Genomic DNA, 22,444 nt, shown 5'->3' with positions numbered 1-22,444 from the left:
ATCGTGAAAAATAAATTCGTCACAATACGTTTATTAACAGGGATTAATTAGGCTGAAAGTTAATGCTAAATAAGGTGTAGGCTTTTTTTAAATAATGACCTCCCGTTCCCGCCGGGAGGCCGGCGGGCGTATGGTGATATCGTCGTCAGGTGAAATTAGCGGGCCAGCGCGCGGCGGCCCCCCATCCGGGCGCTGGCGATGCCCGTCATACCGGCGATAGCCAGCGTCAACAGCGCAAACCACAGCAGGCTGTGCTGCAGGCTGCCGGTAACGCCATTCAGCAAGGTCATCAGAACCGGACTGATGAACATGCCGAGGAAAAAGAAGGTATGCCAGATGCCGATCCCCGTCGCGCGGTGCGGCGCCGGCAGGGTCTTCATCATCCAGGCCAGCATCAGGGGGATCAGCATTCCGTTACCGATTTGCGCGACGAACCCGGCCGCCACGCCGGCCAGCGGATTGCGGGCCACAGCGATAAACAACAGGCCGAAACCAAAAATGGCGTAAAACAGCAAAAACTGCCTTTCGATACGCTGCTTCGCGCTGCGGCCATACAGCCAGGCCCCCAGCGGCACCCCCACCCCAGCCATGGCGGTAGCGATGCCGATCTGGCTACTGGAGGTCAGCCCGAGCTGACTGAACACCAGGCTTATCTGCAGCGGCTCGAGAAAGTAGAGGATTGCGCTGCCAAGGGTAATCAGGCCGATCGCCGCCATTTTGCGCCGCGGAAAAGCGACGCCCTTCTCGTCAGCGATATTGTCCGCGCGATGGCGGAGTGCCGGTTCAGCGGTGAACAGACACAGGCCGATAAAGACCGGGATCGCCAGGGCATACAAATAGATCGGCCCATACCAACCCAGGGTCCCCAGCAGGCCAGCGCCCAGCACAATCAGCGTCGACAGTACCGACCCCATGCCGCTCTGCACCGCCAGCCATTTACTGCGCGCCTCGCCGGCAAAGTAGTCGCCAATCAGCGCATTGGCGGTGGTGAGGATAAAAGCGTCGGCGATGCCCATCACCAGCCGCGCCAGCAGAATGGTATGCAGATCGTCGAGCATCACCGGTAGCAGGCCAAACACCGCGTACACGCCGGTGGCGGCGATCAGCAGACGGCGACGACTCAGGCGATCGCCCACCATTCCGGCCAGCGGCGCCAGCAGCGCCATGCTCACCGCCGGTAAGGTGATGATCATCGGCACCAACAGCTGAGCGTGCGGCTGCGCGGCAAAATGGCCGAACAGGATCGGCATCACCGGCAGCATGGTCAACGTCCCCATGATCGGCAGCAGGGCCGCCAACATCAATAACATCGCCTGTACGACCCCCGCCTCGCGCGGGGTTGCTGAAACCTTGTGCATCACCATTTTCCGCTCTCCGTCACTGCTCTTTATTTAGAATATGAATTACAGTTCTATTTTTTATCGATAAAGAAAGGCGTTTTGCGCCCCGGCATACTGGCTGACAACGCATTAGCGAACTCAGCACACATACCGTTCTACCCTACCGGATGCAGGTGGCGTGGACTGCGATTGCTATCACAATTAACACAATACATTCACATTAAATTAACATAACCTTCCGTAGTTTCAGGCGTCGACAATCGCCACCGCGCGGATAAACCCGGCCGAACCGCGGCGGATCTTGTAGGGAAAGCAGCTCACCCAGAAGCCGTAGTCGGGAAGCTGCTCCAGGTTGCTCAGCTTCTCCATTTGCCCATAGGCGATCTCCCTGCCGGCTTTATGCCCCTCCCAGATCAGCCCGGCGTCGCCGCTGGCCTGAAAGCGTTCGCGGGTAAAGTGGAAGGGTGCATCCCAGCTCCAGGCGTCGGTGCCAACAACCCGCACGCCCTGCTCCAGCAGCCACAGCGTCGCCGCCCGACCAATACCGCAGCCGCGCTGGAGATAGTCCGGCTGGCCGTAGCGGGCGCCGGCTGCGGTATTGATTAACACGATATCCAGCGGCGACAGGCAATAGCCTATCCGCGCCAGCTCGCGCTGCAGATCCTCCGGCTGCAGGATCGCCCCGTCGGCGACGTGGCGGAAATCCAGCCGGACGCCGGGGCGCAGGCACCACTCCAGCGGCAGCTCATCGATGCCAAACGCCGGTTCGCCGCCGTTGGTGGTCGAGCTGTAGTGCCAGGGGGCGTCCATATGGGTGCCATTGTGCGGCGTCACGGTCAGGCGCTCGGAGGCCCAGGCCTCCTCTCCCGGCATCTGCGATTTTTCCAGTCCCGGGAACATCGCCGCCATTTCCGGCCACCCCTGCTGATGATCCTGATATTCAATGTTCGGCAGCAGCGGCGGCGGATCGGTCCAGGGATTGTTGTCCAGGGTGACGGAAAGATCGACCAGCCGACGCCCTTGTAAAAGATTGATCATGGTTTACTCCATTAACATCACAACGTGTTGATCCAGCACGCCAAACAGCGGCCGGCCATCGGGGGCGTGGGCTGCCATCGTCACCCGCTCCCCTGGGGACAAAAACGGCGTACGCGGTTCACCATGGGCCAGCATCTCCATGGCCCGCACCTCGGCGATACAGCTGGCGCCGCGGCTGGCGTCCGGCCCGGACACCGTGCCGGAGCCCACCACCGTCCCGGCGCGCAGGCGGCGGGTCTGCGCCGCATGGGCAATCAGTTCGCCAAAATGGAAATGCATGTTACTGCCTGACTGGCAGCCAAACGGCTCGCCATTGCGCATCACCTGCAGCGTCAGCGCCACCCGCCCATGCTGCCAGGCCTCCCCCAGTTCATCCGGGGTAAGGGCCACCGGCGCAAAAGCCGACGCGGGTTTGGCGTGAATAAAACCAAACCCGGTCTGCATCTCGCGCGGCGCCAGCGCCCGCAGACTGATATCGTTGAGCAAGACGATCAGGCGGATATAGCTCAGTGCCTGCTGCGGCGAGCAGCCCTGCGGCACCTCGTCGACCACCACCGCGAATTCGCCCTCAAAGTCGAGGCCATCCTCGACCCGGCGGCAGCTTATCCCGGCGTGAGGGGGAAGAAAGTCGTCCCCGCTGCCCTGATACATCAGCGGCGTCTGGTCGGCGCCGGCAATCGGCGGCAGATGAAAGGCCCGCTGCATGCGCTCGCCATGGCTGAGGAAGGCCGATCCGTCCAGCCACTGCCAGGCGCGGGGCAGCGGCGCCAGCAAACGCCAGGGATCATAGGGTTGTGCCGCCGGGTAGCGGCGCGCATTGAGCGCCTGATAGCGCGCCTGCAGCGCAGGCCAGACGCGCGGGGCCAGCTCCAGCGCCTGCTGGAGCGTCGGAGCGATATCCGCCGCATCGGCCATCAGCGTCAAATCACGCGAGACCACCACCAGGCAGCCGTCGCGTTCACCGTTATCTCGTGTTGCCAGTTTCATGATCTGCCTCCTCCTGCAGACAGAGCCAGCCGTCGGCGTCCACGTCGCCAGCCAGCGGACTCAGACGTTGGCCGGCGCAGGCGCCCTGCACGCAAAGGCCGCTGTCCGGCATAAAAATCGCCCCGTGGGCGAAGCAGACCAGCCGGTCGCCCCGGGCGTTGAGAAAAGCGTCCTGCCGCCAGTTCATCGGGGTATCCAGATGCGGACAGCGGTTGCGCCACAGATAGAGTGTCCCCTGATAGCGGCAGGCAATCACCGTCGCCTGCCCGCTGCCCGTAGGGTCAAATCCCCGCGCCTGGCCCTCGGCCAGGCTGTCGGCACGGCACAGACGAACCATCAGCGGGCGTTATCCGGACCGGGGGCCCACTTCTCACGATACCCCAGCAGGAAATATTGCGAGTTATCGGCCCCCGGCAGTGCTTCGCGCGGCTGCCAGTGGTCGTCGTGCTGATCCATATCGGCGTCATATTCGATATGACACCCGAGCGGGCTGTTGAAGTACCAGAACCAGTTCGATCCCAGCTGATGGCGCCCCGGCCCCCAGAAGGTCTGATACCCCTTCTGCTGAAAGCGGCTACCGGCCATCATCAGCTCGGTTGGGCCGCCGAGATGGAAGGTAAAGTGTTCAATACCGGTCATAAACGGCGGAGCCTGGATCAGAAACAGGGTATGGTGATCCTGGGTGCCGGCGGGCCGCAGGAAGGGGCCGACGTGGGTGAAGCGATCGGTACAGACAAAGCCCAGCCGTTGATAGAAGGCTTCAGCGCGCGCGGCGTCCGGCACAAAATAGACCACATGGGAAAGCGAACGCGGCTCTGCCGCCATGTCAGCGCTGGCCCCGGTCTGGTTGACCGGCCGCCCGGCGTGATCCCCCGGGGCATTGATTTTCTCCCCTTCCCGCTGCAGCGGCTGGCGCTGGCTGACGCGAAAACCAAGGGCAAAGCCGGCATCATCGACGCAGCGCAGTACGCCGTCGGCGCCAAGCTTCACCTCACGATCGCGGCGCAGCGTCTCGGCAATCGCCTCCAGCGTGGCGCTATCCGCCACGCCATAGACGGTTTCCCGCAACTGACTGCCGCTGGGCAGCGCCGCGGGCAGCGACGGATCGTCACGCTCCCGCAGCAGCACGCCGGTACCATCCAGCGCGCTAAAAAAACCGTTCTCCTGCTCGCGTAAACCGTAGTCGAGAAGAAATTGCCGGCAACCCGCCAGGTCATCGACGCCAAATACCAGATAATCCGGACCAAGAATATTCATCGCGGTTGTTCCTTATGCGTGTTCAGGCCACCCGGCCGCCGAGGGTTTCCGCCACCCAGTCAGCGATGTAGTGCCCGGCGTTAATCGAGTTGTCGAAGCTGGAGTGCTGCACACCGCCCTCGCGGTCTGTGAAAATTTTCAGCTCGCGGCGTGGGCTGTTCACCAGCTGGTCGTAGGTGCGCTGCGCCCATTTCACCGGGATCTGCGAGTCCTTTTCACCATGGGTGACGAGGAAAGGCACCCGTATGCGGTCGAGTACGCCGTCGAGATGGACGTTCTCCGCAAGGCGCATAAAAGCGTCGATATCCTCGCCGCCCCAGACCCAGCGCACGTGCTGCCAGTAGTGCGGTACCGGAAAATCCCCTTCGCGTTCGCGGCGGCGCTGCTGCACCTCACGCCAGTCGTGATTCGCCCCCCACACCACGCCGCAGGCGAAGCGCGGCTCAAACGCCACCGCCCGCGGGCAGTAATAGCCGCCCAGCGAGACGCCTTCCATGCCGATGCGCCCGGCATCCACCTCCGGGTGCTGCTCCAGCCAGTCAACGATCCGGCTGGCCCAGTGCTCGCTGTCATAGCGGGCCTTCATGTCGTGAAGACGCAGCGCTTCGCCGGTTCCCGGCTGGTCGACCACCAGCGAGGAGACCCCGCGCTGCGCCAGCCACTGCGGTAATCCCACCAGATATTTCATCTCTTTGGTGGAGTCGAGACCGTTGACCTGCACCAGCAGCGGCGCGCGGCCGGTCACCCCTTCGGCGCGGACGTAGAGTGCCGACAGGGTTTTGCCCTCGTAGGGGATGGTTACCCGCTGACAGTTGGCATGGGTATGGTGCAGCCCGGCGGCAAAGACATCGAGAAAGCGGCGGTACAGCGCATCGCGGTCCGGTGCGCCATGCGCCTGCAGGCGTTCGCAGGTCAGGTAATAGTTGGCCGCCCGGAGATACTTCTCTCCCGCCGACAGCCGCCGTCCCCGCGCTTCATCTTCGCCCGCCAGCGCGCATAATTTATCGGCCATTCGGGACCAGGTTTCCCGGAACGCGCGGGTGCCTTCGGCGTCGGGATGCTCGGACGCAGCCAGCAGCGGCGCGCACATCTCTTCGATCTCACCGATGCGGGCGCCCATCTCGATGGAGAGATCCACCGACAGGTTCCAGACATAGTTTTTAGGGAAATAGCGAAACATAGGGTCATCCTTCAACATTCAGTCGCAGTCGCTTTAGCGCAGGCACTGTCACATAAAGCACCTGCGGGCGACCAATCATGTCTCAGGATGTCAGGTATCGACGGGAGCAATACCCGTGGGTTAGCGTGCGCTGGCGACGATTTTTGCCTTCAGCCAGCCGAAGATAGGATCGTTATCCAGCGAGCGGTGCCAGCCGATAAATTCGCGCATCATCGGCAGGGTCACCGGGACCGGGAAAAGACGCAGCGGCAGCATCGCCGCGTACTGCTCCGCCAACCGCCGGTGCAGCGTGGCGATCCGCGAAGTGCCGAGCAGCAGCTGCGGAACGCAATGGTAGCTGTGAGTCACCACCTCGATACGACGACTTAGCCCCGACTCGGCAAACAGATTGCCCTCCAGCCCCGGCTGCCGCTCACGGCCAAAGACCACCGACACATGCCCCAGCTGTTGCCAGGCGTCGAGGGTCAGCATCTCGCCGGTGTGGGGATTGTCCGCCCAGGCCAGGCAGACAAACTCTTCGTCAAACAGCGCTTCGGCAGGATGGTCGGCGGCCATAAAACGTTCCGGCGCCACGATGATATCCAGCTCGCCGCGGTTGAGCATGCCGGTGGACTGGGCGTCAGGCGAGAAAAACTCAAAGGTCATACTCGGCGCTTCCTGATGTACCGCCTGCAGCGCATCCTTCAACATCACGTTGATCACGTAATCCGAGGCCATAATGCGAAAATGGCGCTTGCTGGTTGCCGGCTCATCCACCGGCCGGCGGGCAATAGAGGTCTGAATTTTCATCAGCACGTCGCGAACCGGCTCCCGCAGCTCTTCCGCCAGCGGCGTGGGCCGCATCTTTCTGCCCACCTGGGTGAGCAGGTCGTCCTCAAAGTAGGTGCGCAGCCGGTTGAGTACCCCGCTGGTGGCAGACTGGGTCATATGCAACCGGCCCGCCGCGCGCGTAATGTTCTGTTCATCCAGTAACACATCCAGTGCCACCAGTAAGTTCAGGTCAAGATGTTGATAACGCATGGGTCCCCCGGCGAGAAATGGCGTGCTTATCCTGTGGCTTAATTTAACTTTTCTGCAACTTTTTGTTTTCAATTTCCACGGCGATATTGTTTTTTGCGATAGCGATCATTCTTTATCGCGATTAGTCAGCGTGCCGCTCCGTTGGTTAACGTCCTGCTCTCTGTCCCCTTGAGAAAACACCTACGATGAATATCCATAACGCATTAATCGTTGGCGGCGGCATCGGCGGATTATGCACCGCCATCGCTCTCCGCCAGGCCGGTGTCGCCGTCGATGTGGTGGAGATCCAGCCGCAGTGGCGGGTCTACGGCGTCGGTATCATTCAGCAGAACAATGTTGTGCGCGAAATGCAGCGGCTTGGCGTGCTGGAACGCTATCTGGACGCCGCCTGGCCGTTTGACAGCGTCTCGGTGCATACCCTGAGCGGCCAGCAGTTAGCCAGCTTTCCCGGCGAGCGGCTGGCGGGCGAACAGTTCCCGGCCAACGTCGGTATCTCCCGCCTGGCCCTGCACCACGTACTCTGCTCCACCGCGCAGGAGCTGGGGGCCAGGCTGACCACTGGCGAGAGCATTGACGCCTTCCGTCAGCATGATGATGCCGTGGAGGTGAGCTTCAGCCGCGGCGGCGAGGGGCGCTACGATCTGCTGGTCGGCGCCGACGGGATCTACTCCCGGGTGCGCGGCATGCTCTACGGCGAGCGCTATCAACCTCGCTTTACCGGCCAGGGCGTGTGGCGCTACAACTTTCCGCGGCCGCCGGAGGTGGATCATCTGATGTGCTTTATGGGCGAGGGCTGCAATTGTGGGCTGGTGCCGCTGGGGGAAGATCTGATGTATCTGTTTATCACCTCCCATGAAGCGGATAACCCCCGCTACACCCGCGACCAGCTGGCGGCGGAGATGCGCCGCCGTCTGCCGCCCGGCGCGGGGTTACCGGGCAGCCTGCGCGAGCATATCGTTAACAACGACGAGGTCGTCTATAAGCCGCTGGAGGAGCTGTTCGTCGACGATCCCTGGTATCAGGGGCGGGTCGTGCTGGTGGGCGACGCGGTTCACGCTACCACTCCGCATCTCGGTCAGGGGGCGGGCATGGCGATTGAGGATGCCATCGTGCTGCGCGAAGCGCTGCAGCAGACCGACAGCGTAGCAGCCGCGCTGGCGCACTTTGACGCCCGCCGCCGGCCGCGCTGTCAGCAGATCTGGGCCGCCTCGCTGCAGGTGGGCGAGAGTGAGATCCACCGCGATCGCCATTTTAACCGCCAGCAGGCGATCAGCGATATGATGGCCCTGACGGCGAGGCCGATATAAGCCCTGCCCGGCCCCCTCCGCCGGCCACGCTGGCGGATTTTTCCCCCTTTCCCCAGACGCTAATCTCTTATCACCGAAGATATTCTTCCCGCGCAGCGTGATATTTGACACCTCTCCGCTCACATGGCTAAGGTATATTTCAGTTTTCCCCTTCATCATGGAAAGGAATATACGGATATGAATATTCTCTCGGCAGAGTTTTTCAAATATGCGATAGCGATTATCACGTTGATTATTCAGATTGTCGCCGTGCGTTCAGGTTGGGTATTTCCCAAAGATAAAATATTCACCTCGCGCAAAAATATCAGTGAATTCGCCGCCGCACTGCACAAAAATAGTGACGACCCCGATCTGCAACGGATCGCATACGAATATGGTATCGCCGCGCTGACCAAAGATAAAAACCTGACCATGGCGCAAAGAAAGATATTGTTGAAATGCAAAAATCCGGTCAGCGATATTGATAACTACAGTAAATGCCAGCATCTGATTTCGGTCAATGATGAGAAACGCATATTCAAATGGAAAAAATGGGGTTACCGCTTCTGGTTATACCGTAAGGCTGTCGAAGTCATCAGTCTGGTGCTCTATTTTATTGGCGGCTTCTTAACGGCGCTGCCTTTCCTGTATGAAGGCCTCGCCAGCCCGGCGGTGATTGACAGAATTAATCATTTATCGCGTCTGCAAAAATTGAGTATGGCGAGTTATCTGTTTGCCTGCGGGATTTGTCTGGCGCTGATCTGCCTGCACAAACTCTCCACCATCGCGATTGCGGAAAAAACCATTAAAGCGAATCGCTAACGACTGCGCTGCCCGGCGACCTGTCCACACCAGCGGCGCCTAACCCTGTGGATAACCTGGAGGCAGTTGCCTGGCAGCCGCAGCCCGGGCGGGCTACCGGCTACTGTTCGTTTTTTAAACAGGAGAAATGCCACCGCCGGGCTGCGCGCTGAGCGCCAGAGCCACCACCGCGGCGGAGGGAAGCCCCTACCCCACTCAGTAATTCCACTTCGGCCGCGCCACCGTGTTTTTCTTCAACAGGTCGCGGAACGCTTTCAGGTAGGGCTCATTGCTGCGCCCGCGCTTACAGATAGCCGAGAACGGCGACTGAAAGCCAAACTCGTTGGGCAGCAGCACCCGCAGGCGGTTCTCTTTGATCCACGGCCAGGCGTAATGCTCCGGCAGATAGCCAATATATTTCCCCGAGAGGATCAGCAGCAGCTGGGCGTCGACGGTCTCGACGGTGGCGCTGCCTTTGCTGAAGCCCCGGCGGCGCAAATCGCTGGTGTTCCAGTAGCTGCGGGTCACCAGCGGGCACTGGCTGATCTGCTCTTTATCCAGCTGACGGCTGAAGAACATCGGGTGCAGATCGCTGCAGTAGAGCCAGTGCTGTTCGCGGTACAGCGGCTCGCTGATGATGTTATGCACCTGCGAGTTGTAGCTGCCGATGGCCAGGTCGATATGGTTGTTCAGCACGCCGTTCAGTTGCTCCGCCGGGGTGCGAATAATCAGTTTGATATGCACATGGGGAAATTTGTCGCTGAAGCTGCGCAGAACCACCGGCAGCGAGAGCGCCGTTTCGGTCTCGATGGAGTCGAGCGTCGAGATGCACAAGGTGCCGCTGTGCTCCCCTTTGAGCAGCGCCGACTGCCGCTCCAGCTCATTGAGTTCGCTCAGCACGCGGATCGCCTGCTGTAAAAACTGCTGGCCTTTCTCGGTCAGGGAAAAGCCGCCGCGCCCGCGCTGGCAGAGGGTGAAGCCAAGCTGTCCCTCCAGCTGCGACATGGCATTGCTGATGGCGGAGACCGAAATGCCCAGCTCCTGCTGGGCCCGGCTATAGCTCTCCAGGCGGGCCACCGCCTCGAAAACCTGCAGCTGTCGAATATTAAGGCTGGCGTCGTGATGCATCGTATTTAGTTCACCAATAAATGAACTGAGTATTTACGTCAGACGATGTAAAGTCCAGCGCGGGTTGCGCACTATCTCTCCTGTTACGTTTCATCCGTCAGATTCAGGAGCAGACATGGATAACCTCTTTCACCAACCGCAGGGTGGCAATGAGATGCCACGCTTCGCCGGCCGCGCCACAATGATGCGCCTGCCGTTTATCGAAGATTTACAGGGACTTGATGCGGCATTTGTCGGCATTCCGCTGGATATCGGCACCTCGCAGCGCTCAGGTACGCGCTACGGACCGCGCTATATTCGCGCCGAATCGGTGATGATCCGTCCGTACAATATGGCAACCGGCGCCGCGCCGTTCGACTCGCTGTCGGTGGCCGACATCGGCGATGTGCCGATCAATACCTACAGCCTGCTCAAATCGGTGCAAATTATCGAAGATTACTACACCGGTTTGAATAGTTATCCGCTGATCCCGCTAACCCTCGGCGGGGACCACACCATTACCCTGCCGATCCTGCGGGCGCTGACCAAAAAACATGGTCCGGTGGGGCTCATCCACGTCGACGCCCATACCGATACCAATGATGAGATGTTCGGAGAGAAAATCGCCCACGGCACCACCTTCCGCCGCGCCGTTGAGGAGGGACTGCTCGACCTCAAACGGGTGGTGCAGATTGGCCAGCGCGCCCAGGGCTACGCCGCCGGCGACTTCCAGTGGGGCGTTGACCAGGGCTTTCGCCTGGTGCAGGCGGAGCAGTGCTGGCATACCTCGCTGGCGCCGCTGATGGCCGAAGTCCGTCAGCAGATGGGCGACGGACCGGTGTATCTCAGCTTTGATATCGACAGCCTCGATCCCATCTGGGCTCCAGGAACCGGGACGCCGGAAGTCGGCGGCCTGACCTCCATTCAGGCGCTGGAGATCGTCCGCGGCTGCCGCGGCCTGAACCTGATTGGCGCCGATCTGGTCGAGGTCTCGCCCCCCTATGACGTGAGTGGTAATACCTCCCAGCTGGCGGCCAACCTGCTGTACGAGATGCTCTGCGTCCTGCCCGGCGTGAAGTACGCCTGAGGAAGCCGCCATGGAGCTGAAATGCTTTCGCACCCTCTGGGGAGTCACCACCCCCTGGTCGCAAACGCTGGATGAGCTGCAGCGCGTCGGCTGCTGCGGTATCGAAGCCCGCGTGCCGTTAACGGTGGCCGAACGGCGGGAGCTCGCCGACCGCCTGCAGGCGTCGGGGCTGGAGTATATCGCCATTCTTTTCAGCGGCGGCGGAGTGCTTCCCGCCCAGCATGAAACGCCGGAGCAGCATCTGGCGCGCCTGCAGACCCGCTTCGCCGAGGCCAGCAGCCTCAACCCGCGCTTTGTCAATCTGCTGGCGGGCAACGATCGCTGGCCGCTGGCGCAGCAGGTCGATTTTCTCGGCAAGGCGCACGAGCTGGCCGCCGGGTTTGGTTTGACCTGCAGCTTTGAAACCCATCGCGCCACCTCGCTGTACAGCCCGTGGCTCACGCTGGAGATTATTCAGCAGCTCCCCCAGTTGCGCTTTACCGCCGACATCAGCCACTGGGTGGTGGTCAGCGAGCGCCTGCTGGATGACCCCTGCGATGACTTCAGCGCCTTTATCGACCGCGTGCATCACGTGCAGGCCCGGGTGGGCTACGACCAGGGGCCGCAGGTGCCGCACCCGGCGGCGCCGGAGTATCAGCCGGCGCTGGCTTTTGCCGAGCGCTTCTGGCAGCAGGTCTGGCATTCACAGCGCCAGCGCGGCTACCCGCAGACCACGCTGACCCCGGAGTTTGGCGCCGACGGCTATCTGCACCATCTGCCGTTCACCAACGTTCCGGTGGCCGACCTCTGGTCGCTCAACGCCTGGATGGCCGCGCGCCAGCAGGCCCACTTTCAGCAGTTTTTAACGCTCACTGAACAGGAACCGCAGCCATGACCGCCGTGAAGCACGCTTTTACTGAACTCCCGACCATCGATATCCGCGATCTGGCCGGCGACGATCTCGCCAGGCGCCAGGCGGTGGCCGACGCCATCGGCCGCGCGGCGCGCGAGGTGGGCTTTTTCTACATCACTGGCCACGGCATCGATCCGGCGCTGATCGCCGGCGTCCGCGAGGCGGCGAAGCAGATCTTCGCCCTGCCGATGGAGGAGAAGATGAACTATTACATCGGCCACTCCAAAAGCCATAAGGGCTACGTTCCGGAAGGAGAAGAGATCTACGGCTCCGGCAAGCCGGACCATAAAGAGGCTTTCGATATCGGCTTCCAGGCAGCGGATGACCATCCGCTGGTGCTCGCCGGCACGCCGCTGATCGGCGCCAATGAGTGGCCCGATCTGCCGGATTTCCGCGCGCGGGTGCTGGCCTACTACGACGCAGTCTTCGCCCTCGGCCACCGTCTGTTCGACGCTTTCGCCCTCGCGCTCGGCCTGCCGGAAGGGTATTTCAAACCGATGGTGACCTGCCCGCCGGCCAAGCTGCGGCTGATCCATTACCCGTTCGACGCCAGCGTCGAAGATGTTCCCGGAATTGGTGCACACACCGACTATGAGTGCTTCACCCTGCTGCTCGCCGACCAGCCCGGCCTTGAAGTCCTCAATGAAGAAAGCGTGTGGATCGATGCACCTCCCGTCAAGAACGCCGCCGGAGAAGAGGCGTTCGTGATCAATATCGGCGACATGCTGGAAGTGCTCAGCGCTGGCACATTTGTTGCTACAGCCCACCGGGTGCGCAAAGTGCCGCAGGAGCGGTACTCCTTCCCGCTGTTTTTCGCCTGCGATTACCACACGCTGATCCGCCCGCTGCCGACCTTCCTCGCCGCCGGCGAAGCCGGTGAATATCAGGAGCTCAGCATCGGGGAGCATATGTGGAGCCAGGCGCTGCAAACCTATCGCTACCTGCGCGAGAAGGTCAATCGCGGTGAACTTCAGCTACCGGAGCGCGCGCGCGGCACCAATACCTTTGGCCATTTGAAAAAACAGGCACAGCAAAAAAACCCCTAACCACCCGTGAGGAACCATGATGACTAGCACCCTGAAAAAAATCTCGCGCCGTGTCGCGCTTACCCTCGCCGTCAGCGCCTGTTTTTCCCCTGTCACCCAGGCGGCGGAACTGCTGACCGAGGGCGTCTTTAAGGTGGGGATGGAGGTCACCTACCCGCCGTTTGAGTCCTATGACAGCAATAACAACATCGTCGGTCTCGACCCGGATTTCGCCGCGCTGATCGCCCAACATCTGCAGGCCAAACCGCAGCTGATCGACACCAAGTTCACCAGCCTGATCCTCGGCATCGGCAAGAAATATGATGCGGTGATCTCCGGGATGTACGTGACGCCGGAACGCCAGAAACAGGCCGACGCCATCCCTTACGCCCTCTCCGGCGCGTCGATCATCGCCCTGAAGGGCGGCGCGGTGCAGCCGAAAACCGAAGATGAGCTGTGCGGCGTGAAGGTCGGCCTGCAGGCAGGCACCACCTGGGTGACCAGCCTGAAAAAACACTCCGATGAGTGGTGCCTGAAAAACGGCAAACCGGCCATCACCATTCAGGAGTTCCCGACGGCGCCGGAAGCCTCGCAGGCGCTGCTGTCGAAGAACATCGGCGCCCAGCTTGAGATTGCCCCGGCGGCGCAGATCATCGTCGACAAGAGCCGCGGCCGCCTGGGGATAAGCTCTACGCGCCTGGTCTACCCGCTGCCGTTGGGGATCTACGTCGCCAAAGGCAACACCGAGCTGGCGGAGGCGATTAAGGCTACCCTGGCCGCGCTGAAAGCCAACGGCCAATATGCCGCGCTGATCAAAAAATACAACTTAGAAAGCATCGATTAAGACAATAAGCACTGCGCAACAGGAGTCGGTATGGCGTTCGATTGGGGATACTTTTTTTCACTGTTTAGCATTGGAGCATTCTGGCAGGCGTGCGTGACCGTGATCGTGGTCAGCACCTTGTCCTGGGGGATCGGCCTGGTGGTCGGTTTTCTGTTAGCCTGCGCGAAGCTCTCCGCGCCGCGCTGGGTCAAGATCCCCGTCGAACTCTATATCTGGTTTTTTCGCAGCGTGCCGCTGATGGTGCTGCTGGTGTTTGTCTACAACCTGCCGCAGCTGTTTCCGGTGACCCAGCCGCTACTCGGGGTGCCGTTTATCGCCGGGCTGGTGTCGATGACCGTCACCGAAGCGGCCTATATGGCGGAGATCCACCGCGGCGGCCTGCTGTCGGTGGCCAAGGGGCAGAGCGAGGCGGGCCATGCGCTGAGCTTCAGCTTTATCGGCATCCAGCGGCTGATTGTTATTCCTCAGGCGTTTCGCATCTCGCTGCCGACGCTGATCAATGAATACATCACCATCATTAAGCTGAGCTCGATTCTGTCGGTGGTCTCCTTACCCGAGCTGCTGCTCACCGGCCAGCGCTTGTATGCGCAAAATTTCCTCGTGATGGAGACCCTGCTGGCGGTGGCGGTGTACTACGTGATGGTGGTTACCGTCTTCACCTGGCTGTTCCGGGCGCTGGAAAATCGTCTCGATATTCAGCGCAAGCGTCCGCAAACCCTCAGCGAGGCGGAATGCCAGGCGCTGCGCCAGAGCCTGCCGGCGCTGACGGAGGAGATCAAAACGCCGGCCGTCAACGGCGCGCCGCCAGCGCTCGATCTGCGGGGCATCCGCAAATCCTGGGGTCAGCATGAGGTGCTGAAAGGCATCGATCTGCAGGTGGAGAACGGGGAGGTGATCAGCATCATCGGCCCGTCCGGCTCCGGCAAAACCACCCTGATCCGCACCATCAACGCCCTCGAAAGCCTTGATGGCGGGGAGATCATTCTCTACGGCGAGGACTATCTGAAGGGCGGAGCCATCGTCGACAAACGCCAGATGCGCGCCGGGGTGCGGCGCATCGGCATGGTCTTCCAGAGCTTCAACCTGTTCCCCCACCGCACGGTGCTCGACAACGTGATGCTGGCCCCGCGCTATCACCAACTGCTTGACCAGCCGGTCGCCCGCGAGCAGGCCCTGGCGCTGCTCGACCGCGTCGGCCTGCTGGCCCATGCCCACAAATACCCCTGGCAGCTCTCAGGCGGCCAGCAGCAGCGCGTGGCGATCGCCCGGGCGCTGGCGCTGAAGCCGGACATTATGCTGTTTGACGAGCCAACCTCGGCGCTGGATCCGGAGCTGGTAGGCGAAGTGTTGAAGGTCATTCAGTCGCTGGCCCGCGAAGGCATGACCATGCTGATTGTCACTCACGAGATGGAGTTCGCCCTGTCGATTTCCGACCGCGTGGTGCTAATGGAGAACGGCGTGGTGCAGGCCGATATCGCCCCGCAGGTGATCCGCAGCCCGCTGGAGGCCCCTTCTCTGCAACGAATCCGTGAATTTATGGGAGTACGCTAAATGGCAACTGAGCAACACCTGCGCCAGCAGTTGGCCGCCGCCTACCGGCTGGCGGCGCTGTTCGGCTGGGAGGATACCCTCTACACCCACTTCTCCGTGCGCCTGCCCGGCGACGGTGAGCCGCGTTTTTTAATTAATCCCTTCGGCATGATGTTTGACGAAGTCACCGCCAGCAACCTGATCGTGGTGGATATGCAGGGTAAGGTCGTAGAGGGCGACGCACCGGCTAACTCGGCGGGCTTTACCATCCACAGCGCGGTGCATATGGCCCGGGAAGATGCCCACTGCGTGATCCACACCCATACGCTGCCGGGAATGGCGGTGGCCGCCTGCGAGGACGGCCTGCTGCAGCTCAACCAGATCAGCACCGAGTTTTACCAGCGCGTCGGCTACCATCCCTATGAAGGGGTGGCCTTTGACCTCGACGAACGGGCGCGCATCCAGCGCTCGCTGGGGAATAATATCGCCATGATCCTGCAGAGCCACGGCCTGCTGTCGGTGGGCCGCACCGTGGCTGACGCCTTTTATATCATGTACTACCTGAACCGCGCCTGCGAGATCCAGATGGCCACCGCCCAGCTGGCGGCCCTCAGCCCGATCCACACCATCGCTCCGCACCTCAGCCAGCACGCCTGCGAGCAGCTGATGGGCGTGGAGCATGAACGTCAACAGGTCTGGCAGGCGTGGCTGCGCCGTCTTGACCGTCTCGATACCTCTTACAAAGACTAACGCCTATGTCTGATATCACTATCGTTGTGGATTGTAACGACGCGGATTTCGCCCGCGATATTTGCGCCGCCCTGCAGCAGTTTCCCGACGTCACGGCGCTTCTGCCCCATCACCAGGCGGCACGCGACGCCCAGTACGCCAGTTGCTGGTTCCCGGACCCGCAGCTGCTGAGCCGCTCGCCGGGGCTGAAGCTGATCCAGGCCGCGTCCGCCGGGGTCGATCATCTGCCGCCCGCGCTGTTCGCCAGCGAGATCCCGCTGTGCCGGGTGATCGATGAAGATTTTCGCCACGGCATGTTCGAATATGCTCTGTGGAGCGTCCTGTGGTTTCAGCGCCATTTCGACCGGGCGCTGGCCCACCAGCGAACCCAAACCTGGAAGCTCTATCCCCAGCGCGCCGCCGCCGACTTCCATATCGGCATTATGGGTCTGGGCGAAATTGGCGGCTATATCGCTGACCAGCTGGCCCGCCTCGGCTATCGGGTCTCCGGCTGGTCGCGCAGTGAAAAGCAGCTGGCTGGTGTCACCTGCTATCGCGGCGAGGAGGCGCTCGACCACTTTCTTGGGTCGCTTGACGGGCTGATTAACCTCCTGCCGCTCACCGCGCAGACCCGAGGTATCCTCGCCGCGCCGCTGTTCAACCGGCTACCCGCCGGGGCGGTGTTGATCAACTGCGGCCGCGGGGAGCATATGGTCAATGATGATGTGCTGGCGGCGCTGGAGAGCGGCCAGCTCGCCGGGGCGGTGCTCGACGTCTTCCCGCAGGAGCCATTGCCGGCGGACGATCCGCTGTGGCGCCATCCGCAGGTGGTCATCACCCCGCATATGGCCTCTGCGGCCCCTGCCGAGGTGATCGCCCGCCAGTTGCTGGAGAACATTCAGCGCCAGCGCCGCGGGCTGCCGCTGAAGAACCTGGTCAATAAGCACGCCGGTTACTGATCCCCAGCCATACTGCCGCTGCTACGCTTAATGGGAGATCCACAACCAGAAGGCAGGAACATGAAGATTGATTTAGCGGGGAAAGTCGCGCTGGTCACCGCCTCCACGGCGGGTATTGGCTTCGCCATCGCCAAAGGCCTGGCGGAGAGCGGCGCAGAGATCATCATTAACGGGCGCAGCGAGCAGAGCGTGAACGCCGCCATCGCTCGTCTGCAAAATGAGGTGTCGGGCGCGAAGGCGCGACCCGCCATCGCCGACCTCAGCGACGCCGACGGCGCAGCCCAGCTGCTGCGGGCGGTGACCGGCGTCGATATTCTGGTCAATAACGCCGGGATCTATGGCCCGCAGGATTTCTACGCCACCGACGACGCGACATGGGACAACTACTGGCAGACCAACGTCATGTCCGGCGTACGCCTGTCACGGGGGCTGCTCCCGGCGATGGTCAGTAAAGGCTGGGGGCGGGTGGTGTTTATCTCCTCAGAATCGGCGCGCAATATCCCGGCGGACATGATCCATTATGGCGTGACCAAGACCGCGCAGCTGTCGCTGGCCCGCGGCCTGGCGAAATATGTCGCCGGCAGCGGAGTGACCGTTAACAGCGTACTGCCGGGGCCGACGATTTCCGACGGCTTTGCCGAGATGCTGAAAGACGACGTGGCGAAAACCGGCAAGTCGCTGGAGGAACTGGCGAAAGCGTTTGTCATGACCCATCGTCCGAGCTCGGTGATCCAGCGGGCGGCCTCGGTGGAAGAGGTCGCCAATATGGTGGTCTACGTCTGCTCGCCGCAGGCATCGGCCACCTCCGGTGCCGCACTGCGCGTCGACGGCGGCGTGGTGGATGATATTCTCTGACGCCCACCTCATTCAGGGGAGTCACCCTCCCCTGTCGCCTTCGCCGGCGCTAAACCGCGCAAAATGTTAAAAAAACGCGGCAAAGTCGCACAAAGTGAACAGGAACATGCATTCCCAAAACTTATGATATTTCTTTTAAGTATAAGTTGTGGTGTTAATGTCTCTGTTACGAAGCTTGCTATTCTTTCTCGGCGCGGCGGTCGCAGCCGCCCTCGCGGTACTCTGTCTGTGGGTGGATATTCGGGTGTTTGGCAACGACATCCCGGAGGTGTCGCTGACCGAAGTGGTGCAGGAGAGCGTGCTGGCCGTCATCGTACTGGTTCACTTCCTGCTGGCGCGAAAATATACCCGCCTGCGCTATAGCAATATCCTCATCGGCGGCTTCTTCCTCGCCATGCTGATCCGTGAACTGGATGGCCTGTTTGATTTGCTCTCCCACGGCAGCTGGGTGTGGTTTGCCCTGCTGGCCACCGTAGGGTCGCTGCTGGCGCCGCTGCGCCATCTGCGTCAGACCCTGTCGCAGCTGGCGGAGTATACCCGCACGCCCTATTACGGGATGATGATCAGCGGCCTGCTGGCGATTCTGGTCTTCTCTCGGCTGTTTGGTATGCACGGCCTGTGGTACGCCGTGCTGGATGAGAACTACGCCCGGGTGGTGAAAAACACGGTCGAGGAAGGCAGCGAGTCGTTTGGCTATATGCTGTGCCTGACCGCCACCCTCGGCTACGCCTGCTACTTCCGCGGCCTCGCGCGACAGACCCTGTCGCCGCAGCGCTAACCGTGGACGATAACCACCGCCGGACGCGTCTGCCGGCGGTGGCGCGCCGCCGCGTTAACCGCGAATTTTCCACTTCCGTTTGAGAACCTCTTTGTCCTGGCTATCCAGCCACTGGTTCACTTTCTCCAGCAGCGCCGGGTTATCCTTATTCATCATATACACCTTGTCGCTGGCGGTGCCGGCGAACGGTGTTTCGTTAGCAACGCAGAACACGCCGGGCTCTTTGCTTTGGTAATAGTCGCCTTCGATCAGGTCTGTCACCATCATATCGGCTGTTTTCTGCCGCAGCGCCTCCAGATTGTCGACGTTGTTCTGTACGCGAATGATCTGCGCCTGCTTAATATGCTCATCGACAAAGCTCTGGTTTGTGCCGCCAGGGTTGACGACCACCTTCACCTCCGGGCGGTCAATCTTCGCCAGCGAGCCGAGCCGCGGGGCGGCCTGGCAGTTGGCTAAGGCGATTTTACCGTTCGCCACTACCGGATGGCTGAGGGCGAAGTCCTTCGCCCGCGCCGGAGTCTGCGTCACGCCGCCCATCGCAATATCAAACTTGTCCGCCCGCAGATCGGCGGCGAGCGCTGGCCAGCTGGTGTAGACGAAGCTCACCTTCAGCCCCAGCGTGCGCCCGAGATCGCGGGCCATGTCCACGTCATAGCCCTGCAGCTCGCCGGCGGCATTGCGAAACGCCAGCGGGGCGTAATCGCCCGGCACGCCCACTTTCAGCTCACCGCTGTGCTCGATGGTTTGCATATCGCGCGCCTGGGCGCCGCAGGTCATTATCGCCAGCGTCAGCGCCAGCCCCACCGTCAGTTTCATCTCGCCATCCTTATCGTTATCGATTTTTCGCGCCGGGGTGATCGGCCGCTTATCAGTCAACACCATCCGCAGCATACGCCAGGGCATTCATCCTATTTTTAATCATCGTGACATACAACCCGGCAGCACGGTTGCCGATCGCAAATCTGGCGATAAAAAACAGCCCCCCTCCGGTGAATGATCCCTCATCTGCCGGGCGTAGCCTTACGTGAACGATCGTATTTTCCACCATGAAGTGGGTTCGAACACCTGGCAAAAAAGAGCAATAAGCTATTTCTAATGCATTGAATTAAAATAGCAATTTATTTTATCGAGCGATATTTGGCATTCAACTCGCGTTAATAACCGTCTTATTTACGTCGCAATTCCCCCACGCTACTATCCCGACAAAAGCAGCCCCTAAATAACAAGCCAGTTTATTTCCTGGTATTAATAAATTTGTCAGTCAGATGAATTAATAAAAAACATACCTGGCGTAAATAAGACTCATCAAAATAACGGCCCTGGCGCCAGCTTTACGGGCAATAGAGAAGGAAAGAAAATGAAAATAATCACGCTGTGTCTGGCGACGGTCTTTGCCGGGCTGGCCGCTGTCCCTGCACTCGCGGCAGAGGGCAAGCTGAATTTCATCGGCAAGGTCGTGAACGCCTCCTGCAAGCTCGAAGGGGTGAGCGACAGCGGGGTCATCGACGTCAGTATGGGCGCTATTCCGCTGTCGAGACTGAAAAACAGTCAGTCTGGGACCGGGCCGGCGGTCGGCATCGACATTCGCGTTAAAGATTGTGAGAAAGGCACTTACTACATTGTGGTTGACGGCCCCTCGCCTGCCGACACACCTGAAAACCGCGTGCTGGCGCTCGACGGCAGCGGTAAGCCGGCCAGCAAGGTAGGTATTCTGCTCACTGACCGCACGGGCACCCCGCTCAGCCTCGATGAACGCCTTGATCCGCAACACGATCCCCGCATAGAGATCCCGGTGGACGGCGGCTCCGGAACCTTCAGGCTGAACGCCTTCTATTACACCTGGGACAAAACCCACGCCGATCCCGGCGACGGCAATGCGACGGCCCGATTTACCATTATGCAGGAATAACTTCCCGGTCAGGGATGAGACGTCAAGGGAGTCCTCATGAAAACACAGCTGGCGATTCTGCTCTGCGCAGTGACCTTTCAGGCCTGCGCCGGGATCACCATTAATGCCACGCGGGTGGTCTATTCCGGGAAAGAAAAGGTCGCCAGCCTGAACATTCACAATCGCAGCAGCACGCCTTATAAAGTGCAGATCTGGCTGGACGCCGGACTCAATACCTCGCGCGTCGGCCTGCCGATAGTGGCGACGCCGCCGCAGGTCTATTTATCGCCGCAACAATCCGCCCAGCTGCGCTTTATCTATCTCGGCGGCGGGCTGCCCGGCGATCGGGAAAGCGTGTACTGGGTCAATATCCAGGAGACGCCTCCCGCAGCCGTCGGCACGCATACGCTGCAATTTGTCGTCCGTACCCGCCTGAAGCTCTTTTATCGTCCGCCCGCCATCACCACCACCCTCGCCAGAGAGGTGCAAAAGCTGCAGTGGCAGCAGAACGGGAATCACCTGCGCTTTACCAACTCAGGCCCACTGCATATCACCCTGGTCAACGGGACGCTGATCGATAATAAAGGCCACTTCTCGCCGATGAGAAACGTGATGCTCCGGCCATACAGCAGCCATACCGTGATGACCACCGACAGCACTCGCCTGTACCAGCTGAACTATATCGACGACTACGGCGCGGTGGTGCCCATCCCCCTGCAGAATGCCCATGCGCCAGCGTCAGGCTAGTTATACTCCAGGGCGAAGGTCACCATGCTGTTGGCCGTGCCCGCTCCCACCGTGGCGTCAGTTTGCACATACTGGGCGTTAAAATTGATCGCCTCGGCGGCCCCGGCGTTTGTGCCGGTCACCCTTTTCAGGATCGGCAAGTTGCTGGCCTCATTGATCTTAACGCTGGTGCCATCAGAGACCGCCGCGCCGGGGTTATTACCGTAGGTCAGCTTCACGCCGACGCCGCTGGCGCTGTTGCTGGCCTTGCTCAGGGCCAGGGTATCGCTCTCCACGCTGACGCCGAAAAAGCCGATGCGCACGTCGGTCGGCGACGGGCAGAACACCGGGATCGAAAAGCGCTTCGCCTGGCCGCCGGTGCTCCCTTTACCGTGAAACTCCGCCCGGTTTACCGTGCCCAGAGTGACCTGGATCGTCGACGTCGCTACCTGACAGCTGCCGCTGCTGCCGATGTCCACGTTCAGGGCCGCCATATCGATACTGACCGGCGCGCTGGCGACATAGCTGGCGCTCCCGCTGGCCTGCTGCTCAATGGTCATCTCCCCCACCTGCGGCAGCGACGGCGAGTTGGTGTGCGTCCCGTCCGCCAGCTGCACCGTCCCGGTTTTATAGAAGGTCACCGCGATCCTGACCGTGGTTTGCTGCTGCGTCATCAGCGCCGGAAGCATTGCGCTGTCGCACACCACCACCGACTCGCCGCCTGCGGAGTGGCTGCCATCGATAGCGCGCATCGGGCCGCCCGCGCACTGAAAGCTGAGCGAGTAACCGATGCCGTCGATGGCGCTGGGGTAGACGTGCTGTCCGTTAATCACCACCGGCGAGCCGCCGGTTTTCAGTTGCTTATAGACGATGCGTTTGGCGCTCGCCGTCGGCAGCTGCAGGTCGCAGGAAAAGGGGATCCCGCTGCCGTTATCCGCCATCGCGCTGGTCATCTGGGTATTGACCGGTAGCGTGGGTAAATATTTGATATTGGGAATATTGACCGTGGTCTGGCCGATATTCGCGCGGCAGGTTTCAGCCCGCACGCCGGGGAGGTAACCACTCAGCGCCAGCAGAAAGAGAACAGGAAGTAGACGAAAAACAGATTTCATAGC

General features: G+C 61.0%; 23 protein-coding genes. 13 read left to right on the top strand and 10 right to left on the bottom strand.

Translation table 11 applies throughout. The annotated features are described in order from the left end of the window. Nucleotides 1-155: 155 nt before the first annotated feature. From R0140_RS05695 to R0140_RS05665, 7 genes are all read right to left on the bottom strand, one after another. Nucleotides 156-1,358: an MFS transporter gene (locus R0140_RS05695; RefSeq protein ID WP_227502216.1), complete on the bottom strand. Its 1,203-nt coding sequence runs from the start codon at nt 1,356-1,358 to the stop codon at nt 156-158. 228 nt (nt 1,359-1,586) lie between these two features. Continuing rightward, nucleotides 1,587-2,378 (bottom strand): cyclase family protein, encoded by a 792-nt coding sequence (locus R0140_RS05690; protein WP_023323149.1) that lies wholly within the window; start codon nt 2,376-2,378, stop codon nt 1,587-1,589. Nucleotides 2,379-2,381: 3 nt separating this feature from the next. After that, nucleotides 2,382-3,365: a fumarylacetoacetate hydrolase family protein gene (locus R0140_RS05685; RefSeq protein WP_032731116.1), complete on the bottom strand. Its 984-nt coding sequence runs from the start codon at nt 3,363-3,365 to the stop codon at nt 2,382-2,384. Further along, nucleotides 3,343-3,702 (bottom strand): Rieske (2Fe-2S) protein, encoded by a 360-nt coding sequence (locus R0140_RS05680; protein WP_012967397.1) that lies wholly within the window; start codon nt 3,700-3,702, stop codon nt 3,343-3,345. Before R0140_RS05680 ends, R0140_RS05685 begins: the two co-directional genes overlap by 23 nt. Continuing rightward, nucleotides 3,702-4,622, bottom strand: coding sequence for a VOC family protein (locus R0140_RS05675; protein ID WP_012967396.1), 921 nt, complete (start codon nt 4,620-4,622; stop codon nt 3,702-3,704). The genes R0140_RS05680 and R0140_RS05675 overlap by 1 nt, the downstream gene beginning before the upstream one ends. A gap of 22 nt (nt 4,623-4,644) precedes the next feature. Further along, on the bottom strand, nt 4,645-5,802 hold the full coding sequence (locus R0140_RS05670) for an alpha/beta hydrolase family protein (protein ID WP_012967395.1): 1,158 nt from the start codon (nt 5,800-5,802) through the stop codon (nt 4,645-4,647). Nucleotides 5,803-5,922: 120 nt separating this feature from the next. Further along, nucleotides 5,923-6,822, bottom strand: a complete 900-nt coding sequence (locus R0140_RS05665) for a LysR family transcriptional regulator (RefSeq protein WP_032731117.1) — start codon at nt 6,820-6,822, stop codon at nt 5,923-5,925. 185 nt (nt 6,823-7,007) lie between these two features. On the opposite strand from R0140_RS05665, the gene R0140_RS05660 reads away from it, so the two are divergent. Beyond that, on the top strand, nt 7,008-8,129 hold the full coding sequence (locus R0140_RS05660; protein WP_023298097.1) for an FAD-dependent oxidoreductase: 1,122 nt from the start codon (nt 7,008-7,010) through the stop codon (nt 8,127-8,129). Nucleotides 8,130-8,306: 177 nt separating this feature from the next. Then, the gene (locus R0140_RS05655; RefSeq protein WP_012967392.1) at nt 8,307-8,930 is read left to right on the top strand and encodes a hypothetical protein; all 624 of its coding nucleotides are present in this window, start codon (nt 8,307-8,309) and stop codon (nt 8,928-8,930) included. A gap of 195 nt (nt 8,931-9,125) precedes the next feature. On the opposite strand, the gene R0140_RS05650 is transcribed toward R0140_RS05655, so the two are convergent. Further along, nucleotides 9,126-10,037 carry a LysR family transcriptional regulator gene (locus R0140_RS05650; protein WP_002914199.1) on the bottom strand — a complete coding sequence of 304 codons (912 nt, stop codon included), beginning with the start codon at nt 10,035-10,037 and terminating at the stop codon, nt 9,126-9,128. A 115-nt stretch (nt 10,038-10,152) separates the two neighbouring features. Between R0140_RS05650 and speB the strand changes: the two genes are divergently transcribed. The 9 genes from speB to R0140_RS05605 all read left to right on the top strand — a co-directional run bounded on the left by speB (nt 10,153) and on the right by R0140_RS05605 (nt 18,715). Then, nucleotides 10,153-11,103, top strand: coding sequence for an agmatinase (speB, locus tag R0140_RS05645; protein WP_004145693.1), 951 nt, complete (start codon nt 10,153-10,155; stop codon nt 11,101-11,103). Between the two features lie 10 nt (nt 11,104-11,113). Continuing rightward, complete coding sequence (locus R0140_RS05640) at nt 11,114-11,977, top strand: sugar phosphate isomerase/epimerase family protein (protein WP_012540818.1); 864 nt, start codon at nt 11,114-11,116, stop codon at nt 11,975-11,977. Further along, nucleotides 11,974-13,041, top strand: a complete 1,068-nt coding sequence (locus tag R0140_RS05635) for an isopenicillin N synthase family dioxygenase (protein WP_004145695.1) — start codon at nt 11,974-11,976, stop codon at nt 13,039-13,041. The genes R0140_RS05640 and R0140_RS05635 overlap by 4 nt, the downstream gene beginning before the upstream one ends. 19 nt (nt 13,042-13,060) lie before the next feature. Further along, the gene (locus R0140_RS05630; RefSeq protein ID WP_004899993.1) at nt 13,061-13,864 is read left to right on the top strand and encodes an ABC transporter substrate-binding protein; all 804 of its coding nucleotides are present in this window, start codon (nt 13,061-13,063) and stop codon (nt 13,862-13,864) included. Nucleotides 13,865-13,894: 30 nt separating this feature from the next. Further along, nucleotides 13,895-15,415 carry an amino acid ABC transporter permease/ATP-binding protein gene (locus tag R0140_RS05625; protein ID WP_012967389.1) on the top strand — a complete coding sequence of 507 codons (1,521 nt, stop codon included), beginning with the start codon at nt 13,895-13,897 and terminating at the stop codon, nt 15,413-15,415. Next, nucleotides 15,416-16,144 carry a class II aldolase/adducin family protein gene (locus R0140_RS05620; protein WP_004899997.1) on the top strand — a complete coding sequence of 243 codons (729 nt, stop codon included), beginning with the start codon at nt 15,416-15,418 and terminating at the stop codon, nt 16,142-16,144. Between the two features lie 5 nt (nt 16,145-16,149). Next, on the top strand, nt 16,150-17,082 hold the full coding sequence (locus R0140_RS05615) for a 2-hydroxyacid dehydrogenase (protein WP_008806113.1): 933 nt from the start codon (nt 16,150-16,152) through the stop codon (nt 17,080-17,082). A gap of 60 nt (nt 17,083-17,142) precedes the next feature. Further along, the gene (locus R0140_RS05610) at nt 17,143-17,937 is read left to right on the top strand and encodes an SDR family NAD(P)-dependent oxidoreductase (protein ID WP_032731122.1); all 795 of its coding nucleotides are present in this window, start codon (nt 17,143-17,145) and stop codon (nt 17,935-17,937) included. A gap of 157 nt (nt 17,938-18,094) precedes the next feature. Continuing rightward, entirely contained in the window at nt 18,095-18,715 is a 621-nt protein-coding gene (locus tag R0140_RS05605) for a hypothetical protein (RefSeq protein WP_032740862.1), read from the top strand. 54 nt (nt 18,716-18,769) lie between these two features. On the opposite strand, the gene R0140_RS05600 is transcribed toward R0140_RS05605, so the two are convergent. Further along, entirely contained in the window at nt 18,770-19,606 is an 837-nt protein-coding gene (locus R0140_RS05600) for a transporter substrate-binding domain-containing protein (RefSeq protein ID WP_012967386.1), read from the bottom strand. 466 nt (nt 19,607-20,072) lie between these two features. Here R0140_RS05600 and R0140_RS05595 point away from each other — a divergent pair, with 466 nt between their 5' ends. After that, the gene (locus R0140_RS05595) at nt 20,073-20,624 is read left to right on the top strand and encodes a fimbrial protein (protein WP_012540815.1); all 552 of its coding nucleotides are present in this window, start codon (nt 20,073-20,075) and stop codon (nt 20,622-20,624) included. A gap of 36 nt (nt 20,625-20,660) precedes the next feature. Continuing rightward, entirely contained in the window at nt 20,661-21,350 is a 690-nt protein-coding gene (locus R0140_RS05590; protein WP_032736315.1) for a fimbrial biogenesis chaperone, read from the top strand. Here the strand turns inward: R0140_RS05590 and R0140_RS05585 are convergent. Beyond that, complete coding sequence (locus tag R0140_RS05585; RefSeq protein ID WP_032733662.1) at nt 21,347-22,441, bottom strand: fimbrial protein; 1,095 nt, start codon at nt 22,439-22,441, stop codon at nt 21,347-21,349. The two genes, R0140_RS05590 and R0140_RS05585, sit on opposite strands and share 4 nt — an antisense overlap. Between the last annotated feature and the right edge of the window lie 3 nt (nt 22,442-22,444).

The organism is Klebsiella sp. w6 (assembly GCF_033100215.1).
GTDB classification, from domain to species: domain Bacteria; phylum Pseudomonadota; class Gammaproteobacteria; order Enterobacterales; family Enterobacteriaceae; genus Klebsiella; species Klebsiella variicola.
Note: the sequence above shows the minus strand (reverse complement) of the source record. Positions and strands in the feature narration are given on the sequence as shown.